The organism is Actinomycetota bacterium, assembly GCA_035536535.1.
GTDB lineage: Bacteria > Actinomycetota > JAICYB01 > JAICYB01 > JAICYB01 > DATLNZ01.
This window is the reverse complement of record DATLNZ010000081.1, coordinates 1-18,441: the sequence shown is the minus strand read 5'-3', so window position 1 is coordinate 18,441 and position 18,441 is coordinate 1. Positions and strand designations below refer to the sequence as shown.

The 18,441-nt window shown below is 68.9% G+C and carries 21 protein-coding genes; 12 read left to right on the top strand and 9 right to left on the bottom strand.

Features of this window, described 5'->3' with window-relative positions; genetic code table 11:
- Positions 1 to 132: 132 nt before the first annotated feature.
- Positions 133 to 2,451 carry an ATP-dependent DNA helicase RecG gene (gene recG / locus VNE62_05310; protein HVE91700.1) on the top strand — a complete coding sequence of 773 codons (2,319 nt, stop codon included), beginning with the start codon at positions 133 to 135 and terminating at the stop codon, positions 2,449 to 2,451.
- Between the two features lie 6 nt (positions 2,452 to 2,457).
- Here the strand turns inward: recG and VNE62_05305 are convergent, their stop codons facing one another.
- The gene (locus VNE62_05305) at positions 2,458 to 4,221 is read right to left on the bottom strand and encodes an ATP-binding protein (GenBank protein ID HVE91699.1); all 1,764 of its coding nucleotides are present in this window, start codon (positions 4,219 to 4,221) and stop codon (positions 2,458 to 2,460) included.
- Between the two features lie 102 nt (positions 4,222 to 4,323).
- On the opposite strand from VNE62_05305, the gene VNE62_05300 reads away from it, so the two are divergent.
- The 10 genes from VNE62_05300 (at position 4,324) to VNE62_05255 (ending at position 10,164) form a co-directional block, all read left to right on the top strand.
- Complete coding sequence (locus tag VNE62_05300; GenBank protein ID HVE91698.1) at positions 4,324 to 4,872, top strand: RsmD family RNA methyltransferase; 549 nt, start codon at positions 4,324 to 4,326, stop codon at positions 4,870 to 4,872.
- Entirely contained in the window at positions 4,869 to 5,357 is a 489-nt protein-coding gene (gene coaD / locus VNE62_05295) for a pantetheine-phosphate adenylyltransferase (GenBank protein ID HVE91697.1), read from the top strand. The genes VNE62_05300 and coaD overlap by 4 nt, the downstream gene beginning before the upstream one ends.
- Positions 5,354 to 5,902, top strand: a complete 549-nt coding sequence (locus VNE62_05290) for an ATP synthase F0 subunit B (GenBank protein HVE91696.1) — start codon at positions 5,354 to 5,356, stop codon at positions 5,900 to 5,902. The genes coaD and VNE62_05290 overlap by 4 nt, the downstream gene beginning before the upstream one ends.
- Before the next feature lie 89 nt (positions 5,903 to 5,991).
- Entirely contained in the window at positions 5,992 to 6,525 is a 534-nt protein-coding gene (locus tag VNE62_05285; protein HVE91695.1) for a DUF177 domain-containing protein, read from the top strand.
- Positions 6,526 to 6,591: 66 nt separating this feature from the next.
- Positions 6,592 to 6,771, top strand: coding sequence for a 50S ribosomal protein L32 (rpmF, locus tag VNE62_05280; GenBank protein HVE91694.1), 180 nt, complete (start codon positions 6,592 to 6,594; stop codon positions 6,769 to 6,771).
- Positions 6,772 to 6,780: 9 nt separating this feature from the next.
- A complete protein-coding gene (gene plsX, locus VNE62_05275) occupies positions 6,781 to 7,788 on the top strand; it encodes a phosphate acyltransferase PlsX (GenBank protein ID HVE91693.1) in 1,008 nt (335 codons plus the stop codon).
- Entirely contained in the window at positions 7,785 to 8,036 is a 252-nt protein-coding gene (acpP, locus tag VNE62_05270) for an acyl carrier protein (protein HVE91692.1), read from the top strand. Before plsX ends, acpP begins: the two co-directional genes overlap by 4 nt.
- A 45-nt stretch (positions 8,037 to 8,081) precedes the next feature.
- On the top strand, positions 8,082 to 8,786 hold the full coding sequence (gene rnc / locus VNE62_05265; GenBank protein HVE91691.1) for a ribonuclease III: 705 nt from the start codon (positions 8,082 to 8,084) through the stop codon (positions 8,784 to 8,786).
- Positions 8,779 to 9,660: a bifunctional DNA-formamidopyrimidine glycosylase/DNA-(apurinic or apyrimidinic site) lyase gene (gene mutM / locus VNE62_05260; GenBank protein ID HVE91690.1), complete on the top strand. Its 882-nt coding sequence runs from the start codon at positions 8,779 to 8,781 to the stop codon at positions 9,658 to 9,660. Before rnc ends, mutM begins: the two co-directional genes overlap by 8 nt.
- 42 nt (positions 9,661 to 9,702) lie before the next feature.
- A complete protein-coding gene (locus tag VNE62_05255) occupies positions 9,703 to 10,164 on the top strand; it encodes a hypothetical protein (GenBank protein HVE91689.1) in 462 nt (153 codons plus the stop codon).
- Here the strand turns inward: VNE62_05255 and VNE62_05250 are convergent.
- The 8 genes from VNE62_05250 to VNE62_05215 are packed head-to-tail and all read right to left on the bottom strand — an operon-like array spanning position 10,161 to position 17,944.
- Positions 10,161 to 10,817, bottom strand: coding sequence for a hypothetical protein (locus tag VNE62_05250; protein HVE91688.1), 657 nt, complete (start codon positions 10,815 to 10,817; stop codon positions 10,161 to 10,163). The two genes, VNE62_05255 and VNE62_05250, sit on opposite strands and share 4 nt — an antisense overlap.
- A 5-nt stretch (positions 10,818 to 10,822) precedes the next feature.
- Positions 10,823 to 12,253: an NAD(P)/FAD-dependent oxidoreductase gene (locus VNE62_05245; GenBank protein ID HVE91687.1), complete on the bottom strand. Its 1,431-nt coding sequence runs from the start codon at positions 12,251 to 12,253 to the stop codon at positions 10,823 to 10,825.
- The gene (locus VNE62_05240) at positions 12,246 to 13,004 is read right to left on the bottom strand and encodes a hypothetical protein (GenBank protein ID HVE91686.1); all 759 of its coding nucleotides are present in this window, start codon (positions 13,002 to 13,004) and stop codon (positions 12,246 to 12,248) included. Before VNE62_05240 ends, VNE62_05245 begins: the two co-directional genes overlap by 8 nt.
- Before the next feature lie 13 nt (positions 13,005 to 13,017).
- Positions 13,018 to 13,371 carry an STAS domain-containing protein gene (locus VNE62_05235; GenBank protein ID HVE91685.1) on the bottom strand — a complete coding sequence of 118 codons (354 nt, stop codon included), beginning with the start codon at positions 13,369 to 13,371 and terminating at the stop codon, positions 13,018 to 13,020.
- 14 nt (positions 13,372 to 13,385) lie between these two features.
- Complete coding sequence (locus VNE62_05230) at positions 13,386 to 13,721, bottom strand: STAS domain-containing protein (GenBank protein HVE91684.1); 336 nt, start codon at positions 13,719 to 13,721, stop codon at positions 13,386 to 13,388.
- On the bottom strand, positions 13,718 to 15,310 hold the full coding sequence (locus tag VNE62_05225; protein ID HVE91683.1) for a SpoIIE family protein phosphatase: 1,593 nt from the start codon (positions 15,308 to 15,310) through the stop codon (positions 13,718 to 13,720). Before VNE62_05225 ends, VNE62_05230 begins: the two co-directional genes overlap by 4 nt.
- Before the next feature lie 33 nt (positions 15,311 to 15,343).
- Positions 15,344 to 16,705, bottom strand: a complete 1,362-nt coding sequence (locus VNE62_05220; protein HVE91682.1) for a hypothetical protein — start codon at positions 16,703 to 16,705, stop codon at positions 15,344 to 15,346.
- A 3-nt stretch (positions 16,706 to 16,708) separates the two neighbouring features.
- Complete coding sequence (locus VNE62_05215) at positions 16,709 to 17,944, bottom strand: hypothetical protein (protein HVE91681.1); 1,236 nt, start codon at positions 17,942 to 17,944, stop codon at positions 16,709 to 16,711.
- A 197-nt stretch (positions 17,945 to 18,141) separates the two neighbouring features.
- Between VNE62_05215 and VNE62_05210 the strand changes: the two genes are divergently transcribed.
- A partial coding sequence (locus VNE62_05210) for an SARP family transcriptional regulator (protein ID HVE91680.1) occupies positions 18,142 to 18,441 on the top strand: 300 nt, incomplete at its 3' end.

The following is an 18,441-nucleotide window of genomic DNA, read 5'->3' as shown; positions in this document are numbered from 1 at the left end:
GAGGACGGGGGCGTCGTCGAGGACGGGTCCCCCGGCGACCTGGTGCTCCAGCCGGGGCGGTGGGCGGCGCTGTCCCAGGCCTGGGAGGACTCCCTGGCCTGAGCTGTCCCGGCCCCCCCATAGGCTGATGCGATGCGCGAGGCGGTGCGTGGCGAGCAGGCGATGGGTTGTCCGGACCGCGGGCTGCTCGGCGGGTTCTCGGCCAGCGTCCAGCGGCACCTGCACGCCGACCGCAAAGCCGGGGGAGCGGCCAGGTCGTGGGCAATGGCCGCCTTTGCGTCCTACGGTCTGAAGAACGCAGCCGACCGCGAGGAGGCCTGCCTGCGACTGTCGCTGCTGGTCCCTCCGGCGCCGACGCCGGCGCCGGGTGGCGGCTCGGCGTCGCTGAAGGATCCCGTCGAGAGCCTTCCGGGGGTCGGGCCGAAGGTCGCGGCGAAGATGCACTCGATGGGGTTGCGGACGCTCGGCGACCTCGTCGAGCACCTGCCCCGCGACTATCTCGATCGCCGAGCCGTCCGGACCATCCGCGAGCTGCGCGTTGGCCAGGTGGCCACCGTCCTGGCCACCGTGCGCGACTCCAAGGTCGACCGCACTCGCAACGGGCGCCGGCTCGTGCGGGTGACGGTGGGGGACGGCTCCGGCTACCTCGAATGCGTCTGGTGGAACCAGGACTGGAGGGCCAGGCAGCTTTCGCCCGGCACCCAGGCCGCCTTCTCCGGCAAGGTGGAGGCGCGCGCCGGACGGCCTCAGATGTCCGGGCCGGCCTATGACCTGATCGGGTCGTCCGACGACCCCGTCCACACGGGGCGCATCGTTCCCGTGTACCCGGCGTCCGAGCAGGTGTCGGCGGTGTTCCTGCGGCGGCTGCTGCACACGACCTTTGAACGCCTGGGGCGGCTCTCGGACCCGCTCCCGGCGGCGGTGCGCGCCGAGCGCAACCTTCTGTCGCGCGACCTGGCCAGCCGGCGCATCCACTTTCCGAAGGCCCCAGAGGACGTGTCGGATGCGCGCCGGCGGCTGGTGTTCGAGGAGCTGTTCGTTCTTCAGCTGGCGCTTGCTCTGCGCAAGAGGCACTTGGAGCAGGACGTGCGGGGGATCGCCCACGATCCGGCCTCCGGCCTGCCGGGCAGATTCCTGGAGACGCTGCCCTTCGCGCCCACGGCCGCCCAGTCGCGGGCGATGGCCGAGATCACCTCGGACATGGCCCGGCCGAGGCCCATGCACAGGCTCCTGCAGGGCGAGGTCGGCTCCGGCAAGACGCTGGTCGCCGTGCACGCGGCCCTGGTGGCGGCCGGGTCCGGGTCGCAGGCGGCGATCATGGCGCCCACCGAGGTCCTGGCCGAGCAGCACGCGCGCAAGGTGCGCGAGATGCTCGAGCCGGTCGGCGTCGACGTCGCCCTGATTACCTCGTCGGTACCGGCCTCCGTGCGCCGCGACGCCGTGATGAGACTGCGATCCGGCGACATCGCCGTCGCCTGTGGAACGCACGCGCTGCTGTCCGAAGATGTCGGGTTCGACAGGCTCGGACTGGCCGTCGTGGACGAGCAGCACCGGTTCGGACTGTCCCAGCGAGTCCTGCTGCGCGAAAAGGGCGACGACCCCGATGTCCTCATCATGACGGCCACTCCCATCCCGCGGACCCTGGCCCTGACGCTGTACGGCGACCTGGACGTGTCGGTGCTCGACGAGCTGCCCTCCGGCCGTCAGCCGATCACGACGGAGCTTGTGGACGGCGACGACGAGCGCGCCAGGGACCGCGCCTACGACGCGGTGCGCGAGGAGGTGGGTCAGGGACGCCGTGCCTACGTCATCTGCCCGCTGGTGGACGAGTCGGACTCCCTGGCGGCCAAGGCCGCCGTCGCGGAGGCCGAGCGGCTGCGAACGAAGGTGTTCCCGGACCTTTCGGTCGGACTTATGCACGGACAGATGCGCCCGGCCGACAAGGACCGCGTGATGCGCGAGTTCAGGTCGGGCGAGATCTCCGTGCTCATCTCCACGACCGTGGTCGAGGTGGGAGTCGACGTGCCGGAGGCGACGGTGATGCTCATCGAGGATGCGGAGCGGTTCGGGCTTTCGCAGCTGCACCAGCTCCGCGGACGTATCGGGCGGGGGTCGTGGCCCAGCCGCTGCATCCTTTTCTCCGGCAAAAAGACCGAGGAGGGCCGACGCCGTCTCGAGGCTATAGCGTCGTCCAACGACGGCTTCTACCTGGCCGAGCAGGACCTGGAGATCCGCGGCGAAGGGACGATCTTCGGCACCCGGCAGGCGGGTCTGGTCGACCTCAAGGTGGCCCGGCTGGTGGAGGACTACCCGGTGGTGGTGGAGTCACGGAAGGCCGCCTTCGAGTTGGTGGAGGCCGACCCCAAGCTGCGCCGCCCGGAACACGCTGCCTTGCGCGACGAGGTTTCCCGGCGCTTCTCCGGGGTTGTGGATTGGCTGTTCCGGGGCTGATCCGGCCTAACTGGCCGCAGCCTCGGGGGCCTCGGTCGCCTCGGTCGCCTCGGTCGGAAGCAGAACCTTGAACGCCGCGCCTCCGCCGGGCCGGTCCTCCACCCATGCGCGGCCCCCGTGCAGCTGGGCGAATCGTGCGACCAGCGACAGTCCGATCCCGGTGCCGGGGGAGTGCCCTGGGGTGTCTCCCTGGACGAAAGGCTCGAACACGGCCTGCTTCAGTCCCTCGGGCACGCCCCGTCCCTCGTCCTCGACGCATATAAGGACGGCGTCCGGCACCGGCTGCACACGGACGCGGATGGCAACGTCCTTGGGCGTGTGCTTGACCGCATTGCCCACCAGGTTCTCGACCACGCGCTCGATCATCCCGGCGTCGATGTCGGCAGTGACCGGCTCGAGAGTCATCTGGACCCGCCCTTCAGGCAGGTTCATCCCGGTGACCACATTGCGGGTCAGGTCGGCCACGTCCGTCGGGAGGCGTTGCGGCTCCAGAACCCCGCGCGCCACCCGGTCGATGTCGAAAAGGCTCAGCAGAAGCGACTGCAGTCTCAGCGCGTTCTCCCGGATCCGCCGCAGGAAGTCGGTGCGCTGGGACGGCTGAACGGACGCCTGCCCGGAGTCCAGCAGCTCGGCGTAGCCCAGGATCGAGGTGAGCGGCGTCCGAAGCTCGTGGGACACCGCGTTGAGCAGCATGTTCTTGGAGTCGTCCAGAGCCTTGAGCCGCTCGACCGCCTCCCTGTCGCGCGCCAGGGACTCCCGCAGGGATTCCTCGGTGGTCTTGCGATCCGTGATGTCCCTGAAGCTCCAGACCCTGCCGGCCGCGTCGTCTCCCACCATGAGCGGCTGGGAGAACCTTTCAAAGACCCGCCCGTCCTTGAGTTGGATCTCATCCATGCCGGTGCCCACGCTTTGCTTGTAAAGGTCGGTGACCTTGGCAATGAAGGCTTCCGGGTCGACCACGCTGTCCGCGACGTGTTTCAGCGCCGCGCTGTCGTCCCGGGACTGCTCGATGTCGCCGGGGATGCCCCACATCTCGACGAACTTGCGGTTGAAGTTTGTCATCCGGCCGTCGCGGTCCACGACCAGGATCCCATCGGCAGTCGATTCCAGGGTCGCCGTCAGGACCCCGAGCGTGCGCTCAGCGTGTTGCTGCGACCGGCGGCCCTCGATGAGAGCCGATTCGTTGAAGCGCCAGGTGGAAAGACAAACGGTACTGAGTCCGGCGACGAAAAAAGCATGGATCGAAGCCCAGGTCCACGGGTTCCTCTGCGCGGCCGGGTGGTTGTAGACCGACTCCGGAAACAGGTGCCCCGCCAGGCCGTGCTGGAACAGGACGTAGCCGATCGCCATCAAAAACGGGAACCAGTCCTGGTACAGGGCGATGACCGGGACCATCACGAAGTAGTGGAAGTGCATCTCGATCAAACCGCCGGACAGATGGACCAGGACGGCGGATGCCGACAGCAGGCCAAAGGTCGCGGCGCCCGCCCGGACGCGACGGCCGGATTTGACCAGGGTGGCCACCAGAGCCGGGACCGCCAGCGGCAGTGTCTCCAAAGCTGCGTGAGACGGCGAGTAATCCCGGGCGAGCGCATAGACGGGAATAGCGAGGACGTGGACCCAGAGCAGGGCGAGGATCGCCCTGTGCCGCCGGGCCCAGGACTCGTCGGTGAGGCTTCGTCCGCGGGGGAGCAGTTGCAGCACTGCCAGGCCCACGGGCTCGGCACCCGAGCCGGGAGCCGAGGAAGTCCCCGGCGCAAAGACAGCCACTGCGCCTCCTCCGGTGGAATCCAATGCCGTACCAAGCGTACGCCCACAGCGCCACCTGTCCCGGCTCCCCCGGTCCCTCGTCCGGGGGGCGACAATGAGGGGGTGAGGATTTCGGGCGGCGACGCCAGAGGCATCCGGCTCAGGGTTCCCGCGGGCGCTCGTCCCGCGAGCGAGAAGGTGCGGCAGGCGATCTTCTCGTCGCTGGCGGCGTTCGTCCCCGGCGCGCGGGTGCTGGACCTGTACTGCGGGTCCGGGGCCTACGGGCTGGAGGCCCTGTCCAGGGGAGCCGACTCGGCGGTGTTCGTGGACAGGGACGCCTCGGCCGTGGCCGCCGCCAAAGCCAACGCCGTTGCGGCCGGGCTCGAGGAGCACGCCGGCTTCCGGCGCAGCGACGCGGGCCGCTACCTCAAGACAAGGGCGAAGTCCGACGGCCCGTTCGACCTGGTCTTCGCCGACCCGCCGTATTCGGACCCCGCGGCGCTGGTAGCGGCGGTGCAGGGCGTGGCTCCCGCGGTCCCGCGTGGCGGCAGGGTGGTCTGCGAGGGACGCAAGGGAGCCGGTCCGCCCCCGCCGGCCGCGGGTTACGTGCTGGAAGCCGACCGTCGCTACGGGGATACTCGGGTGCTCGTCTACCGCCGGGAGGAAGATTGACGACCGCCTGCTGCCCCGGGTCCTTTGACCCCGTGACCAACGGGCACCTGGACATAATCGACCGCGCCTGCCGGGTGTACGACCATGTGGTCGTGGCGGTGCTTGAGAATCCCGCCAAGCATTCGCTGTTCACGATCGACGAGCGTGTGGACATGCTGGTCGAGTCGACGTCCCACCTCGGCGTGAAGGTGGAGGCCTTCCAGGGACTGACGGTGGACTTCTGCCGCCGGGTGGGCGCGCAGGTGATCGTCCGCGGACTGCGGACCGTGTCCGATTACGATTTCGAGGAGCAAATGGCTCAGATGAACGCCCGGATGGGAGTCGAGACGGCGTTCATGGCCACCAACCCGACTTATTCCTACCTTTCGGCGAGCCTGATGAAAGAGGTTGTCCGCTACGGCGGGTCCGTACAGGGACTCGTCCCCACCAACGTGGAGCGGGCGCTGGCCGCAAAGCTGCGGCCCGATCACGAGGAGACACGATGAGCTACATGGAGACGATCGACCAGCTCGATGCCCTGATCCGCAACGCCAAAAAGGCACCCCTGTCCGCCTCGGTGGTCATCCACAAAGAGGAGGGACTGAGGCTGCTGGACGCGCTGCGCGTGTCGATGCCGCAGGAGCACGAGCAGGCGCAGGGGGTCCTGGAGCAGCGGGAGAGGACGCTCGCCGAGGCCCAGGCCGAGGCCCAGCGACTGGTGGACCAGGGCAGGGCCGAGAGGGCGAGACTCGTCGCCCGAACCGAGGTCGTGCAGGGCGCCAACGCCGAGGCCCACCGGATCGTCTCGCAGGCCGAGGAGGCCGCGGAGCGACTCAAGACCCAGGCCGACGACTACGTCGACGCCAAGCTGGCCAACTTCGAGATCAGGCTCCACAAGGTCCTGGGCTCGGTGTCCCGCAGCCGTGAGACCCTTCGCCGCCGGCTGGAGGCCGCGGCCGACGACGTCCCGCCCCTCAACCTCGAAGACTCCGGCGAGATCTCCGGACCCATCTCGGCCCCCCTGCCGATCACGCCGCCGCCCGCCCGCTGACCCGGGGGCCGGCCCGGACCGGCCCCGGCCGCACCCCTCCCTCTGCGTCGCGAGGATTGGGGCCGGCGCGCCGGTATCATGGACTCCCCATGCGCAACAGGCTCGCGCTCAACGTCGTCGAGCTCCTCAAGCACCCGGGCACCCAGCGGAAGCTTTCGTTCGACGAGCCCGTCGAGGACCTCGCCCTGGAGATGGCTCGCGTCGAGCCGGACGAGCCGCTGCATTTCGAGCTCACAGCGGAGGCTGTGGACGGGGAGGCCGTGTACGTCCGCGGCTCGATCACCGGTCGCTACACGGTCACGTGTCGCAGGTGCCTTGAGGAGGCCAGGAGCGACTTCGGGGTACAGGTCGCGGAGGTCTACCGCCCCACCCACGACGTGTGGGAGGAGGGCTACGAGGTCCAGGGCGGAGAAATGGTGGACCTCGGGGTGGTAACCCGCGACGGGGTGCTCCTGGAGCTGCCGGCAAACCCCCTGTGCCGCGAGGACTGCAAGGGCCTGTGCCCCCAGTGCGGCGCCAACCTCAACGCCGGGACCTGCGACTGCATCTCCGACGAGGGCGACGAGCGGTGGGGCCCGCTTCGGGCGCTGCTGGAAGACGGGGGACGGCAGGCGCGGGAGTGAGCCCGGAGCAGGTCAGGACCGCCCCGATCGGGTAGTCTCGTCGCTGCACAATAGAGGAGCCGTCTCATGCCCACGCCCAAAAGACGCAAGACGAAGGCGCGCCGCGACGAGCGCAAGGCGCACTGGAAGCGGGTGGATCCCGCCGCCAACTCGTCGTGCGGCCAGTGCCACAAGCCCAAGCTGCCGCACCGCGTCTGTCCCCACTGCGGCACCTACGACGGGCGCCAGATCCTGGACCTCGAGTAGCCCCGGGGCGTGCCTCGGATCGCCGTCGACGCCATGGGGGGCGACCATGCCCCCGGCGCGATAGTCGCCGGAGCGGTCCGTGCTCAGCGTGAGCTGGGGATACAGGTCCTGCTGGCCGGACGTCCGGACGTCATCGGGTCCTGCCTGAGCTCCGAAGGGGCCGGGCCCGGCGACGGCCTGGAGGTGGTGGAGGCGCCGGACGTCATCGCCGCCGACGCATCCGATCCTGCCCGGGCTGTGCGGTCCACAAGGGGTTCGTCGGTTTCTGTCGCCGCCCGGCTGGTCCGGGAGGGCCGGGCGGACGCGGCGCTGTCCGCGGGCCCGACCGGGGCGGCCCTGGCGGCCGGGGTCCTGGAGATGGGCCGTCTGCCGGGGGTCTCCCGTCCGGCGGTGACCGCGGTCCTGCCGTTTCCCGGCGCCCCCAAAGTGCTGGTGGACGCGGGCGCCAACGCCGACGTTCGTCCCGAGCACCTGGCCGGGTTCGCCGTCCTGGGGTCGGTGTTCGCCGAGGCCAGGCTGGGTTTGGAGGCCCCCCGGGTCGGACTGCTGAGCATCGGAGAGGAGCCGGGAAAGGGAAACGAACTGGTCAGGGGCGCCTTTCCGCTGCTCCAAGAGGCCCCCATCAACTTTGTCGGCAATATCGAGGGCCGGGACATCCCGTCGGGAGGTGTCGACGTCGTGGTGACGGACGGGTTCACCGGCAACGTGGCGCTCAAGCTCATGGAGGGCTTCGCCAAGTTCCTGATGGCGGAGCTTATGGGTGTCTTCACGGCCTCGGAGGAGGCGCGCCGGGCCCTCGAGGCGGTCCTGCCGGGCCTTTTGGCGCTGCGTGAGTCGCTGAGTCCCGAAGCCACCGGCGGGGCTCAGCTTCTGGGGGTCAAGGGGGTCTGTATAATCGCCCACGGCTCGTCTAACGCCGAGGCCGTGTTTGCCGCCGTCCGGGTCGCCTCGGAGACGGTGGAGTCGGGTCTTGTGCAGCGCGTGACGGAGCGATTGTCAGGGGGAGGAGCGAGTTGACCCGCGACCAGATCTTCACGCTCATACGCAGCCGTCTGTCGGAACTCGTGGAGACGGATTCCTCGGAGATCACGCTCGACACGCGTCTGGAGGAGGATCTGGGTGCCGACTCGCTCGCCCTGGTCGAGCTTGCAATGTCGCTGGAGGAGGAGCTGCACCTGGAGATCCCCGACGACGAGCTCGAGGGGATCCGGACGGTCGGCGACGCCGTGGAGTACGTCGCCGAGCGCGTGGCCACCTCTGAGTAGGGAATGGCAAACGCCTCCCAGGACGAAAGCGACCACAGTGGTTCGATGGCAGTCCTCGAGGAGGGCCTCGGGGTCCGGTTCCGCAACCCCTCCCTGCTCGACCTGGCCCTCACCCACAGGTCCTACGCCTACGAGGCGGGGCTCCTCGAGACGAACGAACGCCTCGAGCTGCTGGGGGACGCCGTCCTGAACCTCGTGATCACCGACATCATCTTCAAGCGGTTCCCGACCTACGTCGAAGGAGACCTCGCCAAGCTGCGGGCGTCGCTTGTGTCTGCTCCCGCACTGGCCGGTGTGGCCGTCGAGCTGGGGCTCGGCCCCGCGGTCCGGCTCGGACGTGGGGAGCTGATGACGGGCGGACGCGACAAGCCCTCGATCATGGCCGACGCGCTGGAGGCGGTGATCGGAGCCGTCTACCTGGACAGGGGCATGGCGGGAATCCGGTCCGTCGTCCGGAAGCTGTTCGGCGACAGGATCAAGGCGGCGATCGGCCAGGAGGTCCCCAAGGACGCCAAGACGCGGCTGCAGGAGTGGGTGACGCGGCGCCACGGGATCCTGCCCACCTATCGCGTCTCCGGCGTGGGACCCGACCACGCCAAGAAGTTCAGCGCCGAGGTGTTCGTGCGCTCGGAGCTTTACGGCTGCGGGGAAGGGCGGTCCAAAAAGGAGGCCGAGCAGGCCGCCGCAACGGAGGCCGTGGCGAGGATGGCCGGAGAGGACACGCTGCAGGAGGTGGCTAAAGATGCCTGAGCTGCCCGAGGTGGAGGTCCTGCGCCGCCAGCTCGAGCGCGAGTACATGGGCAAGCGGATCAAGTCCGCCGAGCTCAAGTCGCGCAAGTTCGTCAAAAAGGTCAAGCCCGGCCCCCGCAAGGTGGTCAAGGACGACTTCACCCCAAAGGACTTCGAGCGACACCTCGTGGGGGCCAAGGTCAAGGTTCTGTCGCGCCGCGGCAAGTTCCTGATCTTCGAGCTGGACACCAAGGAGTTTTTGGTCTTCCACCTGGGCATGTCCGGACACCTGGTCCGCGCGACGCCGAAGAGGCCTCCGGACAAGCACACCCACGTGGTCCTGGCGTTCACGGGTGCGCCCGAGCTGCGCTACTTCGACGCGCGCCGCTTCGGGGAGTGCTTTATAGCGGGGCAGGAAGAGTTTGAGCAGGCCCTGGGACACCTGGGCCTGGACGCCATCAACGACCCCATTCCATGGCAGCAGTTCGGGGAGATGGTCTCCAACCGCAACGTGAAGATGAAGTCGCTGCTGATGGACCAGGAGTTCATCGCCGGGCTGGGCAACATCTACTCCGACGAGGTGTTGTTCCAGGCGGGGCTGCCCTGGGACCGCCCCTCCAGCACGCTGACCTCCAACGAGACTCGACGCCTTTCGCGCGCCGTGGGGGAGATCCTGCAGGATGCGATCAAGCACCGGGGGACGACGCTTTCGGACGGTGAGTGGCGGGACCTGTACGACATCGCCGGCGAGCATCAGGACCACCTGGCGGTGGTGGGGCGTGACGGACTGCCCTGCAGGCGCTGCCGCACCCCCGTCAAGAGGCTGAGGGTGAGCAACCGGTCGCACTTCTACTGCCCGCAGTGCCAGTCCAACCACCAGCCCCCGGCCCAGTAATTCGTGCGGGGTATTGACCCCCCTGGCACACTGGTAACAGAAATGCGCCGCATCGCAGCCACCATCACACTCGCGGCGGCCCTCCTAGCGTGGGCCGTGCCTGCGCAGGCCGACACCACCTTCGGCCCGTACGACTATTCCCGCGGAACCGCCGACCAGTTCTCAGGCGTGATCACGACCGGGTCCGGCCCCGGCTACGAAAGCGGCGAGGGGGCCGTCGGCATCCGCCGGAACCTGGGCGGCTCCTCGGTGATCACGGCCGAGTATGTCCTGACGCAGCCCACGGGCACCGGCTCCCAGGCCGTGACGGTGTGCCTGCGGGTCGTGGGCGTCGGAGAGCACTGCGCCGGCGATTACCGCGGGCAGCTAAAGACGGCGGCGCCGAGGCTGACCGTCTCGGCCCCCGGGCCCCGGGAGATCGAGGTCGTCCTGCTGCCGCCCGTGGGGGGCCAGCTCCCGGCGCGCGCGGCCAGCCTCCGCGTCACCAGCATCTCCGTCAGCTAGCCGCCACTCGGCGGTCGCTGCACCTCGAATCTCACCCAGTGCTCAACCGCCACCCTCTCCGATTCGCAGCGCTGAGCAAGCAGAGTCAGCCGTCGTCCGGCGAAGGGGGCGCCGTATTCGACCTCGCAGGGGGAGGCTTCGCCTGGTTCGAGGCTCCATTGACAGCTATTGGTCGGGTACCGGTGCCCCAGCTCGTCGTGAGCGAAAAGGTAGAGGCTTGGCTCCTCGGCGATCGAGGGGCGCAGATCGTAGCTGAGCGTGAACTCGTGTTCGGCGAATTCGACTCTTTTCAGCACTACCCGATGGCCTGGGAGGGTGTCCGGCGGGAGCTCGGCGTCGAGCACCAGGAGGTCCGGGGGAGTGCGCGACGGCCGCTCCAGAGGTCTCACGCTCGGCTTGTCGCCGATCCACGTGACCACGTAGCGGGGCAGGACGTGGTGGAAGTGCGGACTGGCCGCATCGACCCGGACCAGTTCGCAATCACCGTCCGCGTGCGGGGCGGTGAAGTCGTAGGTGCAGTGCGCGCAGCTGACGCCGCCGGGGCCGGGGCCCTCCGGATACGGCTCCTCGGTGTCTTGCTCGAGCGGCCGGCCGCAGTAAGGGCACGTGCGCTCGCAGACGACGCACCGGTCGACCCACGGGAGCCGCTGCATGGGCCTTAACGCCGTTTGAAGGTGCGGTTGAGCGCGGCTTTGGCGGCCCAGTAGCCGCACATCCCGTGGACCCCGCCGCCCGGGGGCGTCGACGACGAGCAGATGTACAGCCTGGGGCTGGGGGTCGCGTAGGGAACCATTCGCGCCACCGGCCGCGCCAGGTGCTGGCGCAGGTTCTGGGCCCCCCCGTTGATGTCGCCGCCGACGTAGTTGGCGTTGTAGGCCTCCATGCCCGCCGGCCCCGTCACGGCCCGGGCCGCCACCAGGTCGCGGAACCCCGGTGCGAACCGCTCGATCTGGGCCTCGATGCGCTCGGTCATGTCCACGTCGGACCCGTTGGGCACGTGGCAGTAGCCCCACAGCGTGTGCTTGCCGGCCGGGGCCCGCGTGGAGTCGAACAGGCTCTGCTGGGCGAGAAGGACGTACGGACGGTCGGCGTGACGTCCGGCCGAGGGGGCCGCCTCGGACTCCATGGCCTGCTCCAGGGTCCCCACCACGTGGACCGTCGCCGCCCGGGCCACGTCCGGTGATTTCCAGGGGACCGGACCGTCCAGCGCCCAATCGACCTTGAACGACGCCGGGCCGTAGCGGAACCGGTCCAGCGCCCGGCGGTACCTGCCCGGCAGCGCGTCCCCGGCGATCGACAGCACCTGCCGCGGCGTCACGTCGAACATCACGACCCGCGATGCCGGGAGCTCCGCCAGCGAGCCCACCTTCTGCCCGGTGACGACCGCGCCGCCGAGGCTTCGCAGGACCGATGCCATTGCGTCTGCGATCGCCTGCGAACCGCCCTTCGCCATGGGCCAGCCGACCGCGTGGGCGTACATCCCGAGGACGAGGCCCACGCCCCCGGTCATCGCCGAGTCGAGCGGGAGCGAGGAGTGCGCGGCGATTCCGCCGAAAACGGCACGGGCGGGGGCGGTCCTGAACCTGGAGCGGGCGAGACCGGAGGCTGAGCGGATGGCACGGAGTCCGAATGCCGCCATCTGCAGGGGGTGGCGGGGGATGCGCTGGGGGCCGAGCAGGTCGTATTCAAGGCCCTGCGCGCGGGCCACGAGCGGGTCGAACAACTTCTGCCAGGCGCCGCCGTCCGGGCCCAGGCGCTCGGCAGTGGCGGCCACCGAGCGCTCGACGACCACAGCCGAGCCGTCGTCCAGCGGGTGGGCCAGGGGCGCATCGGGCTGTATGAGCTCCAGCCCGTGGTCCTCCAGCTTCAGGGTTCGCATGAACGGAGAGGCGAGTGTGAGGGGGTGGATGGCGGAGCAGACGTCGTGGACGAAGCCCGGCAGCGTCAGCTCGGCGGATCGGGTCCCCCCGCCGGCGGTCGGGGCCGCCTCGTAGACGGTGACGGACAGCCCGGAGCGGGCGAGCTCGATCGCCGCGGCGAGGCCGTTGGGTCCGGACCCGACTACGACTGCGTCGGGGGCTTCAGCCATCCCGTCGCCGGCGGAAGGGCTTGGCCATCCACCGGAAGGGAGCGCCCATCATGTACAGCCCGGAGCGGATGCCCGCGTCCTGCCAGATGTTGCCGGCCATCTTCCACTGGCGCTTGCGGTCCACGCACACGGCTTCCGTCTGCACGTCGGCCTCGGTCCCGAAGTGGCGCGCGACGTTGGTCAGCGTGTCCTGCCAGAAGCGGTCCTCCTTGCGGTGGCCGCCGAGTCCGAGCGCGACTTCCGTGAGGGGGTTCTGTCCGCGCATCAGGACCTGCGTCTGCACCGTGGTCGTCCCGTCGGCCTCAAAGGCGCTGAAGGTGATCCAGCCCGCGAGCATGTGCCCCTCGGGGGTCATCAGCGTGAACGACTCGTCGTCGGCATACAGCACGAGCACGCCCGTGGACAGCGTGAGCTTGCCCGGCATCTTGAGGTTCAGGACGGCGACGTCGCCGGGCGCGATGCCCGTCAGCGGCCCGTAAAAGCGGTTGCCCTCCGGCCAAAAGCTTCCGAAGTTCTGCTTCCAGGCGGCGATGACTTCCTGGGGCGATACCGTCACGCCGGGCAGGGCAGTGCGGTAGGTCTTCTGCCACATCTTTCCGAAGCCCTGCATCGGGCCGACGACGCGCCGGCCTTCGACGTTGCGATTCAGCGCCTCGGCGGGGACGTCCGAGACGTTGAGCCTCGACACGGGCTTCGACCAGAACTGCGCGTCGCGCGAAGTCTGCTCCTGCCCCTCGTTGGGATCGCTCATGCCCCGCCTCCTGTTAGCCCGCGGCGGCCAGGGCCGCCGACTCGCTGTCGTGGATCCCGATGGCCTCGTCGAGGCGCGTGAGCTCGAAGATCTGCTTGTAGTGCTCGTTGAGCCCGAACGCCAGCAGCTTCTGCTTTTGCCGGTTCGCTCTCACCAGAAGAGTCACCAGCAGGCCGATCCCGCCACTGTTCATGTAGTCCAGGCCGCTGAAGTTCAGGACGATGGCGTTCGTAGACTCTCCCGTGGCCCTTTCGTAGGCGTCCATAAGCACCGCCTCGGATCCGGCCGTGACGTCGCCGCTTATGTCTACGATGCTCGCCCGGTCGCTGGCCTTCCTGACGTCCATGCTCGCTGTGCCCTGTGCCATCTCGCCCCCTCCGCCTACGCGACTGCGCTCGCCTCGTCCGGAAAGATGCTCACGAAGTCCGCGAGCCTCGTGATCTCGAAGATCTCCTTGTAATGGTCGCTCAGGCCGCAAGCCCGGATCTCCCGTCCGGACGCCCTGGCCTGTGCGAGCAGCCCCACGACCAGCGCAATGCCCGTGGAGTTGATGTAGTCGACCTCGGCGAAGTTCAGCAGGATGCAGGTGGCGCCGTTCTGTGTGGCCTTCTCGTAGGCCTCCGACAGGTTGCGGTCGGCGCCCGAGTCGATCTGGCCCTTCAGGTCCATAACGGCCGTCGATCCCGTCTGCCGGACCACCGCCTCGAACTCGCTCATTCGGACTCTCCTTGTGGGGACAGGTTCACGACCAGCTCGACCGTGTGTCGTGACCCTTCGGTGGCGACGTTCATCTCGTCGACCATGTTCTTGATCAGGAACAGTCCCCAGCCGCGCGGCGTCTGCTGCCCGGCGATCTTCTTGTCGAGGTCGGGGTCCACGGCGGCGGCGACCGGGACCTCACCGCCCTGGTCGGAGATCTGGACGCGGATAGAGTCCGAGTCCCTGGTCACGGCGACCTCGACTGGCACGTCCGGGTCGTTTTTGTTGCCGTGCTCGATCGCGTTCATGGTCGCCTCCGCGACCGCGGTCTTCAGCTTCTCGAGGCGCCGGGGCTCCAATCCGGCGTCGGCCACCATCTCCGCCACCTTCGCCATGACCTCCCGCTCGTTTCCGGGACTGCTGGGGACGCTGAACCTCTCCACCATCTGGCCTCCGCGATCTGGCTGCGCCGGACGGGCGGCCTGGTGCTTGCGCTCGACGGCTACGAGCGTGATGTCGTCTTCCTGGTCCCAGTTGGGCCCCGTGAACGACGAGAGGTCCTCCAGCAGCCCGTCCATCATCGTGGCGCCGCCGGGGTGCCGCGCGACCAGCTGCATCATCCGGGGGCAGCCGTACATCTCCCCCGCGGCGCTGTGTGCCTCCGCGATCCCGTCGCTGGAGAACAGCAGGGTCTCACCCGGCTCGATCACGACTTCCTTCTCCTCGTAGGCCATCCCGGGCATGAGTCCGAGCGGCATTCCCCGGGCGCGAAGCTCCTCGACGCCATCGGAGGTCTTGCGGTACGGCAAGTTGTGTCCGGCGTTGGAGAACCGGAACCGGCCGGAGGCGGGGTCGAGCACGCCGTACAGGCACGTGGCGAACATCTTGGGCGGCATGTCCGGGCAGGACTGGTCGTTCACCCGCTGCAGGACCTCCGGCGGGTGGACGAGCCTCTGTGCGGCCGCCCTGAGCAGGCTGCGCACCGACGCCATCACCAGGGCGGCCGGGACGCCCTTGTCCGTGACGTCGCCGATGACTATGCCGAGGCGGCCGTCCGGCAGGTCGATGAAGTCGTAGAAGTCGCCGCCCACCTCGCGCGCCGACTGGTAGTGCGCCGCGAAGCACCACCCTTCCGGCTGTGGGGGCTCTTTGGGCAGGAGGTTGTTCTGGATGAGGTGCGCCATCTGCAGTTCCTGCTCGTACAGGGCGCTCTTGCGGATCTCGGCCTCCTGCTCGCGCACCAGCTGCGCGACACGGACGGCCGGGGCCGTCTGGGAGGCCAGGTTCTCGAGGAGCTTGCGGTCGTCGGTCGAGTACTCCTGCTCCGAAAGCCGGGGGCCCAGGTTGAGCAGGCCGATCAGCTCGCCCTGGCTGACCAGCGGGACCACGAGCTTCACTCCGGCATCGCGCAGCGCCTGCAGTCCCGGCGACTGCCAGACGAGCTTTTCGAGGTCCACGGGGCCGTCGGCACTGCGGAAGTACTCCAGGATCGGGTCGGTGGGCGCGATGTGGACGTCCGCCGCCTGCGCGGGGGCCGTCACGCGCGGCTGCTCGGCCCCCGGTTGCTGGAAGCCCCTGCGTATTCCCCTGCGAATCGTCCTCGCCATACCCCTTGTTACCCCTCCGTCGTCCCGAAAACGTTACGAACCGCGGCCGGTGGCACCCTTCGTGGCGTCCGGGCCGGATCCGGGTGAGCCGCTGGTGATCCGCCCGGTGGAGCCGTCCCGGAGCAGAAGCGTCACGTGGGCCGGCTGCATCGTCTGGCCGATCACGTCCCGCAGTTCGTCCGTGAGTGTGTCCAGGTCGATCTGGTCGCGGAGCCTGAAGGTGAACGTCTCCAGGGTGCGAACCGCGTCGTAGTGGCTGCGGTTGAACCTGCGGTCCACAGAAGCCTGCAGCCTGCGGCGCAGGGGGCCGAAGAGAGCAGCCATCGCCAGCGTCGAGGCGGCGACGGCGAGGTTGGACCCGCGGGTGATCGGCCGGAACAGCTGCCCGAGCAGGAAGACGGCTGCCGTGTATCCGGCTGCCAGCAGAACCGTGAGCGCGCCGTAGACCATCGTGCGGTTGATGACCCGCTCGATGTCCCACAGGCGGTAGCGCAGGATCCCGACGGCCAGGGCGATCGGCACGATCGCGAACACGGGCTGGAACAGCCGGAACACGATTACCGGCATCTCGCCCAGAGGCCTGCCGACCAGGGTCGTGCCGCCGGTGGCACCGATGCCCTGGGTGGCGAGGAAGAAGATCCCCAGCGCCAGCGCGGGCAGCAGGGACCAGAACAGCAGCCGCGCCTGCTGGTGCTCCTGGGGAGACGGCGACCTTCGGAACCTGTAGGCCTGGGCGGCGACGCCGGCGGCGGGGACAAGCAGGCCGAAGAACGTGATCAGCGCCGCCGGACGAGCGGTGCCTTCCGTCCCCAGCGACAGGTACATCACTCCCGCGACTGCCGGCAGGTAGAGCAGGGCCTTGGCGACCGGGTGCCACCGGGGGACGAAGCGGCCGTCCGGAAACGCGAGCAGGGCCGAGACGTAGGCCAGTCCGGCGATCACGTGGGTCACGACCTGCACGAGCGATTCCAGCGACGTCAGTGGCACCGCCTCGTAGGTGCTCTGGGCCTGGAGGTTGAACACCGCTGCTGTCCCCACCATGGCAATGGCCAGCAGCCGGGCGGTCCGGTCCTGCGACCGCAGCCAGACCAGGAACCCGGCCAGGGCGAGGTTCAAGACGCTGAAGGTGTAGTCCAGCGCGATCTGTCCCGGTGGCTGCAGCCGGTGCGAGGCGTCCGCGAGCCTGATCGCGGCTCTGGCTATCAGGTCCGTCCCGAGCCCCCGCAGGTGCATGGACTCATGAAGCGAGTCGGAGGCCGCGGTCACGACCGAGCCGATACCCAAGGCGAGCAGCAGCACGGCGCCGGCCGCGTATGCCGACAGAAAGACCAGCACGACGACGTCGAGCAGCGACGTCCTGCGCCGGCCCTCGTCGCGGCCCCGGCGTCTGGGCATGGGTTAGGCCTGCACCTCCAGCGTCCCAACCATCGGTGGGTGCACCAGACACGCGTACCGGTACTTCCCCGGCTTGGTGATGCGCAGGCTCCATTCGAGATACGGGGGAGAGCCGATGAGCCCGGAGGAGTAAAAGCCCTTGCCGTTCCAGGTGCCGGCATCCACGACCTTGGGCTGCGGCGGTCCCTCCGGCTTGGGGGCGTCGAAGTCCGGAAGTTCAACCTTGGGCGCCCCGCCCGCGGGAGGGTCCAGCTTCGGGTTGCGGGTCACCTTCCCGGTCTTGCTGCTGGTCTCGATGATGGGGAAGTAACGGGGGACATTGAAGCTGATCGTGTGGTAGCCGACAAACTTCCAGCTGACCTTCTCGCCAGCTTTCACCTTAAGCGTCTTTGGGATGAACTCGTTGATGCCGGCGTGCTCCACCTTCTCGGCCCCCAGGCCGGAGAAGGGTGACGCGATAGTGACTCCCTCGGACACTTCGACCGGCTTCCCCTTTCGCGCCAGGCCGAAGATGTCTTTGAGCGGGGCCGACGCCTGCTGGATCTCGCGCCGTGCCTGCCGGTTCACCTGCTCCTGGGAGGGAATTGAGGCGGACTTCGGCTTCACCTCGATGTCGCCGCTCATGAACGGACCGTGGAGGTTGCAGTAGTAGCTGTAGGTTCCCGGCTTGATGTCCTCAGCCATCTTCACGCGGAAGATGTTTCCCTTGGCTCCCGTGTAGGGGATGAAGCCGCTGTTGTAATAGCTGAAGCGTCCGTCGAACGCCGGCTGCTTGCGCTGATTGGGCTCGCAGGGGGCGTTGGCGTCCTTGGGGGGAGAGCCCTCCCGGAGGTAGCAGGGGACGGCTGCGTTCTGCGCCACGCTTCCCTCATCCTCGAACATCCATGGGAGCTCCTCGAAGGCCTTCGCGACCTCCGGAGGCTCTTCGTCCGGTATCTCCTCGCCCCGTTCCGCGGCCTCCTTGTAGGGCTTGACCAGGCTCATCATGTGGTCGACCAAAGTGCCCATCGTCACGCTGTGCGCCTCGCCGGTCCAGGTCTGCCGGAACTCGACGGTGTCCCCGGGGCGGACGCTCACCTTTCCGGGGAAGTAGTCGAGGAAGAAGCTCGCGAACTCGTCGTGGCTGTAGTCGGCGAGTACGGTGCGCTTGTCGCCGCCCTCCGACTCGGCCCCCTGGCCGGCGCAGCCGGACATCGCCAGCGCCATCACGAGCGCGGCGGCAACGTGGTGCTTTCGCATCTGTACCCCCTGATCCGGCGTGCCGATTGGCGCGACCCAGAGACCCTACCGGCCCCGCCCCCGGGGGCCAAGCCACAGCCCCCGGCGGCGGTCGTCCCGGTCGCTGATGCCCCAGCGACGCCATAGCCTGGCAATACGTCGTCCTGAAACCGTTACGGTTTTGCTCCTGCTGCCTCGCCGAGGACGATCGGAACGCCGTGAAGACCGCAACCACGCCCGAGTCGCAGGCGCAGGTCGACATCCGGCTCCTGGGCCCCCCGGAGGTGCGGGTCACGGGGCATCCGATGCACGTGGACACCCGCAAGGCCGTGGCCCTGCTCGCGTACCTGGCCGTGATCGCGGGGCCGGTGAGACGTGAGCATCTCGCGGCGCTGCTGTGGCCGGAGCTGCCGGAGGACCGGGCCAAGGGAGCGCTGCGCAGGACGCTGTCGGTCCTGAGGGCCGCCCTTGGTGGACGGGGTCTGGTCGTCGGCGGACACTCGATCTCCATGGACGAG

What these genes read in the sequence shown, in the direction of transcription:
- recG (HVE91700.1), top strand. Translation starts at nt 133, where the DNA reads ATGCGCGAGGCGGTGCGTGGCGAGCAGGCGATGGGTTGTCCGGACCGC.
- VNE62_05290 (HVE91696.1), top strand. Translation starts at nt 5,354, where the DNA reads ATGAGCTACATGGAGACGATCGACCAGCTCGATGCCCTGATCCGCAAC.
- VNE62_05285 (HVE91695.1), top strand. Translation starts at nt 5,992, where the DNA reads ATGCGCAACAGGCTCGCGCTCAACGTCGTCGAGCTCCTCAAGCACCCG.
- rpmF (HVE91694.1), top strand. Translation starts at nt 6,592, where the DNA reads ATGCCCACGCCCAAAAGACGCAAGACGAAGGCGCGCCGCGACGAGCGC.
- rnc (HVE91691.1), top strand. Translation starts at nt 8,082, where the DNA reads ATGGCAGTCCTCGAGGAGGGCCTCGGGGTCCGGTTCCGCAACCCCTCC.
- mutM (HVE91690.1), top strand. Translation starts at nt 8,779, where the DNA reads ATGCCTGAGCTGCCCGAGGTGGAGGTCCTGCGCCGCCAGCTCGAGCGC.
- VNE62_05255 (HVE91689.1), top strand. Translation starts at nt 9,703, where the DNA reads ATGCGCCGCATCGCAGCCACCATCACACTCGCGGCGGCCCTCCTAGCG.
- VNE62_05250 (HVE91688.1), bottom strand. Translation starts at nt 10,817, where the DNA reads ATGCAGCGGCTCCCGTGGGTCGACCGGTGCGTCGTCTGCGAGCGCACG.
- VNE62_05245 (HVE91687.1), bottom strand. Translation starts at nt 12,253, where the DNA reads ATGGCTGAAGCCCCCGACGCAGTCGTAGTCGGGTCCGGACCCAACGGC.
- VNE62_05240 (HVE91686.1), bottom strand. Translation starts at nt 13,004, where the DNA reads ATGAGCGATCCCAACGAGGGGCAGGAGCAGACTTCGCGCGACGCGCAG.
- VNE62_05235 (HVE91685.1), bottom strand. Translation starts at nt 13,371, where the DNA reads ATGGCACAGGGCACAGCGAGCATGGACGTCAGGAAGGCCAGCGACCGG.
- VNE62_05230 (HVE91684.1), bottom strand. Translation starts at nt 13,721, where the DNA reads ATGAGCGAGTTCGAGGCGGTGGTCCGGCAGACGGGATCGACGGCCGTT.
- VNE62_05225 (HVE91683.1), bottom strand. Translation starts at nt 15,310, where the DNA reads ATGGCGAGGACGATTCGCAGGGGAATACGCAGGGGCTTCCAGCAACCG.
- VNE62_05220 (HVE91682.1), bottom strand. Translation starts at nt 16,705, where the DNA reads ATGCCCAGACGCCGGGGCCGCGACGAGGGCCGGCGCAGGACGTCGCTG.
- VNE62_05215 (HVE91681.1), bottom strand. Translation starts at nt 17,944, where the DNA reads ATGCGAAAGCACCACGTTGCCGCCGCGCTCGTGATGGCGCTGGCGATG.